We start from the raw sequence: 5,175 nt of genomic DNA, 5'->3' as shown, positions 1-5,175 counted from the left end.
TATGTTCCGGCGGTGTCCTACTCTCCCACACCCTGGCGAGTGCAGTACCATCGGCGCTGGCAGGCTTAGCTTCCGGGTTCGGAATGGGACCGGGCGTTTCCCCACCGCTATAACCGCCGTAACTCTATGAAACTATCCACGCGCGAGACCCTCAATTCGAGCCTCGAACATACGTGTGTTGTTTCAGACACCGCACAGTGGACGCGTAGCACCTTTGTTGGTAAGCCCTCGGCCTATTAGTACCGGTCACCTCCACACGTTACCGTGCTTCCAGTTCCGGCCTATCAACCCAATGATCTGTTGGGGGCCTTAACCCCTCGAAGGGGGAGAGAAACCTCATCTTGGAACAGGCTTCCCGCTTAGATGCTTTCAGCGGTTATCCCTTCCGAACGTGGCCAACCAGCCATGCTCCTGGCGGAACAACTGGCACACCAGAGGTTCGTCCGTCCCGGTCCTCTCGTACTAGGGACAGCCTTCCTCAAGTTTCTAACGCGCGCGGCGGATAGAGACCGAACTGTCTCACGACGTTCTAAACCCAGCTCGCGTGCCGCTTTAATGGGCGAACAGCCCAACCCTTGGGACCTACTCCAGCCCCAGGATGCGACGAGCCGACATCGAGGTGCCAAACCATCCCGTCGATATGGACTCTTGGGGAAGATCAGCCTGTTATCCCCGGGGTACCTTTTATCCGTTGAGCGACACCGCTTCCACTTGCCGGTGCCGGATCACTAGTCCCGACTTTCGTCCCTGCTCGAGCTGTCGCTCTCACAGTCAAGCTCCCTTGTGCACTTACACTCAACACCTGATTGCCAACCAGGCTGAGGGAACCTTTGGGCGCCTCCGTTACATTTTAGGAGGCAACCGCCCCAGTTAAACTACCCACCAGGCACTGTCCCTGAACCAGATCATGGCCCGAGGTTAGAAGCCCAATACGATCAGAGTGGTATTTCAACGACGACTCCACCAGAACTGGCGTCCCAGCTTCACAGTCTCCCACCTATCCTACACAAACCGTACCGAACACCAATACCAAGCTATAGTAAAGGTCCCGGGGTCTTTTCGTCCTGCCGCGCGTAACGAGCATCTTTACTCGTACTGCAATTTCGCCGAGTCTGTGGTGGAGACAGCAGAGAAGTCGTTACGCCATTCGTGCAGGTCGGAACTTACCCGACAAGGAATTTCGCTACCTTAGGATGGTTATAGTTACCACCGCCGTTTACCGGGGCTTAAATTCTCAGCTTCGCGCCGAAGCGCTAACCGGTCCTCTTAACCTTCCGGCACCGGGCAGGCGTCAGTCCGTATACCTCGTCTTACGACTTCGCACGGACCTGTGTTTTTAGTAAACAGTCGCTTCTCTCTGGTCTCTGCGACCCAACCCAGCTCAGGAAGCACGTTCCATCACCAGACCGGGCCCTCCTTCTCCCGAAGTTACGGAGGTATTTTGCCGAGTTCCTTCACCACAGTTATCTCGATCGCCTTAGTATTCTCTACCTGACCACCTGTGTCGGTTTGGGGTACGGGCCGTGTACCAACTCACTAGAGGCTTTTCTCGGCAGCATAGGATCACTGAATTCGCCTCAACGGCTACGCATCACCTCTCAGGCTACATGCAACACGGATTTGCCTATGTCGCGCCCTACAGGCTTACACCCGGTAATCCACCACCGGGCCCAGCTACCTTCCTGCGTCACCCCATCGCTTGACTACTACAACGAAGGTCGTATGCAGCCACATCCGGCCTCCCGAAGGAGGTCCATCCGCTTTTGGATACTTAGTACCATTGATTCGCCATTGGGCGCGGATACACGGGTACGGGAATATCAACCCGTTGTCCATCGACTACGCCTGTCGGCCTCGCCTTAGGTCCCGACTCACCCTGGGCGGATTAACCTGGCCCAGGAACCCTTGGTCATCCGGCGGACGAGTTTCTCACTCGTCTTTCGCTACTCATGCCTGCATTCTCACTCCCACAGCCTCCACAACTAGTTCACACTGCTGCTTCCCTGGCTGCAGGACGCTCCCCTACCCATCCCAGCCCCTGGCTCGAAAGCAGAGTAATGCTGGAATGCCGCGGCTTCGGCGGTGTACTTGAGCCCCGCTACATTATCGGCGCAGGATCACTTGACCAGTGAGCTATTACGCACTCTTTCAAGGGTGGCTGCTTCTAAGCCAACCTCCTGGTTGTCTCAGCGACCCCACATCCTTTTCCACTTAGTACACGCTTAGGGGCCTTAGCCGGCGATCTGGGCTGTTTCCCTCTCGACTACGAAGCTTATCCCCCGCAGTCTCACTGCCGCGCTCTCACACCCCGGCATTCGGAGTTTGGCTGACTTCGGTAAGCTTGTAGGCCCCCTAGGCCATCCAGTAGCTCTACCTCCAGGGTGAAACACGCGACGCTGCACCTAAATGCATTTCGGGGAGAACCAGCTATCACGGAGTTTGATTGGCCTTTCACCCCTACCCACAGCTCATCCCCTCAGTTTTCAACCTAAGTGGGTTCGGGCCTCCACGACGTCTTACCGTCGCTTCACCCTGGCCATGGGTAGATCACTCCGCTTCGGGTCCATAGCATGCGACTCAAAACGCCCTATTCGGACTCGCTTTCGCTACGGCTACCCCACACGGGTTAACCTCGCCACATACCGATGACTCGCAGGCTCATTCTTCAAAAGGCACGCCATCACCCCACGACAAGTCGAAGGCTCTGACGGATTGTAAGCGCACGGTTTCAGGCACTATTTCACTCCCCTCCCGGGGTACTTTTCACCTTTCCCTCACGGTACTAGTCCGCTATCGGTCACCAGGTAGTATTCAGGCTTACCGGGTGGTCCCGGCAGATTCACAGCAGATTTCACGGGCCCGCTGCTACTCGGGAGCATTCCACAAGAGCCAAGATGTTTTCGTCTACCGGACTCTCACCGTCTACGGTTGGCCATCCCAGACCAATTCGACTAACAACTTGGTTTCTGACTCTCGCCCACCACGGCAGTGATGAGAAGAAATGTCCCACAACCCCTAGAACGCAACGACTGCCGTCTATCACACGCCCTAGGTTTAGCCTCATCCGCTTTCGCTCGCCACTACTCACGGAATCACTATTGTTTTCTCTTCCTGTGGGTACTGAGATGTTTCACTTCCCCACGTTCCCTCCACACACCCTATATATTCAGATGCGGGTGACACGACATCACTCGTGCCGGGTTTCCCCATTCGGAAATCCTCGGATCTCAGCTCGGTTGACAGCTCCCCGAGGCTTATCGCAGCCTCCTACGTCCTTCATCGGCTCCTGGTGCCAAGGCATCCACCGTACGCCCTTACACACTTACAAACAAAGATGCTCGCGTCCACTGTGCAGTTCTCAAACAACACACCCGCACCGAATCGAATCCAAAGACCGAACTGGCAAAACCAGCGGTATCCAAGGGATCCGGGCAGATCCGTTTCTTCCTGGAAAGAAAGACTCGCGTCTGTTCTTTCAGGACCCAACAGTGTGTCGATATATCACCGCGACCAGCCACCGAGGACCGATCGAATGCGATGAGGTTGTCAGCGTTCCACCCATGAGCTCCGCAGTTCCACATTCGGGAACATAAGCGGCTCTGGCACTCTCAGCCACGACTCTACGCAGCGAGCAGTGCAGATGCTCCTTAGAAAGGAGGTGATCCAGCCGCACCTTCCGGTACGGCTACCTTGTTACGACTTCGTCCCAATCGCCAATCCCACCTTCGACGGCTCCCTCCACAAGGGTTAGGCCACCGGCTTCGGGTGTTACCGACTTTCATGACGTGACGGGCGGTGTGTACAAGGCCCGGGAACGTATTCACCGCAGCGTTGCTGATCTGCGATTACTAGCGACTCCAACTTCACGGGGTCGAGTTGCAGACCCCGATCCGAACTGAGACCGGCTTTAAGGGATTCGCTCCACCTCACGGTATCGCAGCCCTCTGTACCGGCCATTGTAGCATGTGTGAAGCCCTGGACATAAGGGGCATGATGACTTGACGTCGTCCCCACCTTCCTCCGAGTTGACCCCGGCAGTCTCTCACGAGTCCCCGCCATTACGCGCTGGCAACATAAGATAAGGGTTGCGCTCGTTGCGGGACTTAACCCAACATCTCACGACACGAGCTGACGACAGCCATGCACCACCTGTACACCGACCACAAGGGGGCCTACATCTCTGCAGGTTTCCGGTGTATGTCAAACCCAGGTAAGGTTCTTCGCGTTGCATCGAATTAATCCACATGCTCCGCCGCTTGTGCGGGCCCCCGTCAATTCCTTTGAGTTTTAGCCTTGCGGCCGTACTCCCCAGGCGGGGTACTTAATGCGTTAGCTACGGCACGGATCCCGTGGAAGGAAACCCACACCTAGTACCCACCGTTTACGGCGTGGACTACCAGGGTATCTAATCCTGTTCGCTACCCACGCTTTCGCTTCTCAGCGTCAGTTACTTCCCAGAGACCCGCCTTCGCCACCGGTGTTCCTCCTGATATCTGCGCATTTCACCGCTACACCAGGAATTCCAGTCTCCCCTGAAGTACTCTAGTCTGCCCGTATCGACTGCAGGCTTGCAGTTGAGCTGCAAGATTTCACAATCGACGCGACAAACCGCCTACAAGCTCTTTACGCCCAGTAATTCCGGACAACGCTCGCACCCTACGTATTACCGCGGCTGCTGGCACGTAGTTGGCCGGTGCTTCTTCTACAGGTACCGTCACTTGCGCTTCGTCCCTGTCGAAAGAGGTTTACAACCCGAAGGCCGTCATCCCTCACGCGGCGTCGCTGCATCAGGCTTCCGCCCATTGTGCAATATTCCCCACTGCTGCCTCCCGTAGGAGTCTGGGCCGTGTCTCAGTCCCAGTGTGGCCGATCACCCTCTCAGGTCGGCTACCCGTCGTCGCCTTGGTAGGCCGTTACCCCACCAACAAGCTGATAGGCCGCGGGCCCATCTCGCACCAGTAAACCTTTCCACCACAAGACATGCATCCCATGGTCATATCCGGTATTAGACCCAGTTTCCCAGGCTTATCCCAGAGTGCGAGGCAGATCACCCACGTGTTACTCACCCGTTCGCCGCTCGTGTACCCCGAAGGGCCTTACCGCTCGACTTGCATGTGTTAAGCACGCCGCCAGCGTTCGTCCTGAGCCAGGATCAAACTCTCCGTTGAAGACTCT

At 56.5% G+C, this 5,175-nt stretch carries 3 rRNA genes; all 3 read right to left on the bottom strand.

Annotated elements, in window-relative coordinates:
• Positions 1 to 4: 4 nt before the first annotated feature.
• Positions 5 to 121: ribosomal RNA gene (gene rrf / locus NP4_RS39395) — 5S ribosomal RNA — on the bottom strand.
• Positions 122 to 216: 95 nt separating this feature from the next.
• Positions 217 to 3,328, bottom strand: a 23S ribosomal RNA gene (locus tag NP4_RS39390).
• A 323-nt stretch (positions 3,329 to 3,651) separates the two neighbouring features.
• A 16S ribosomal RNA gene (locus NP4_RS39385) occupies positions 3,652 to 5,168 on the bottom strand.
• The 16S, 23S and 5S rRNA genes sit together here, the layout of an rRNA operon.
• Between the last annotated feature and the right edge of the window lie 7 nt (positions 5,169 to 5,175).

The sequence above is a fragment of the Nocardia pseudobrasiliensis NBRC 108224 genome, assembly GCF_001613105.1.
GTDB classification, from domain to species: domain Bacteria; phylum Actinomycetota; class Actinomycetes; order Mycobacteriales; family Mycobacteriaceae; genus Nocardia; species Nocardia pseudobrasiliensis.
The sequence above is the reverse complement of the archived record's forward strand: the minus strand, read 5'-3'. Positions and strand labels throughout refer to the sequence as shown.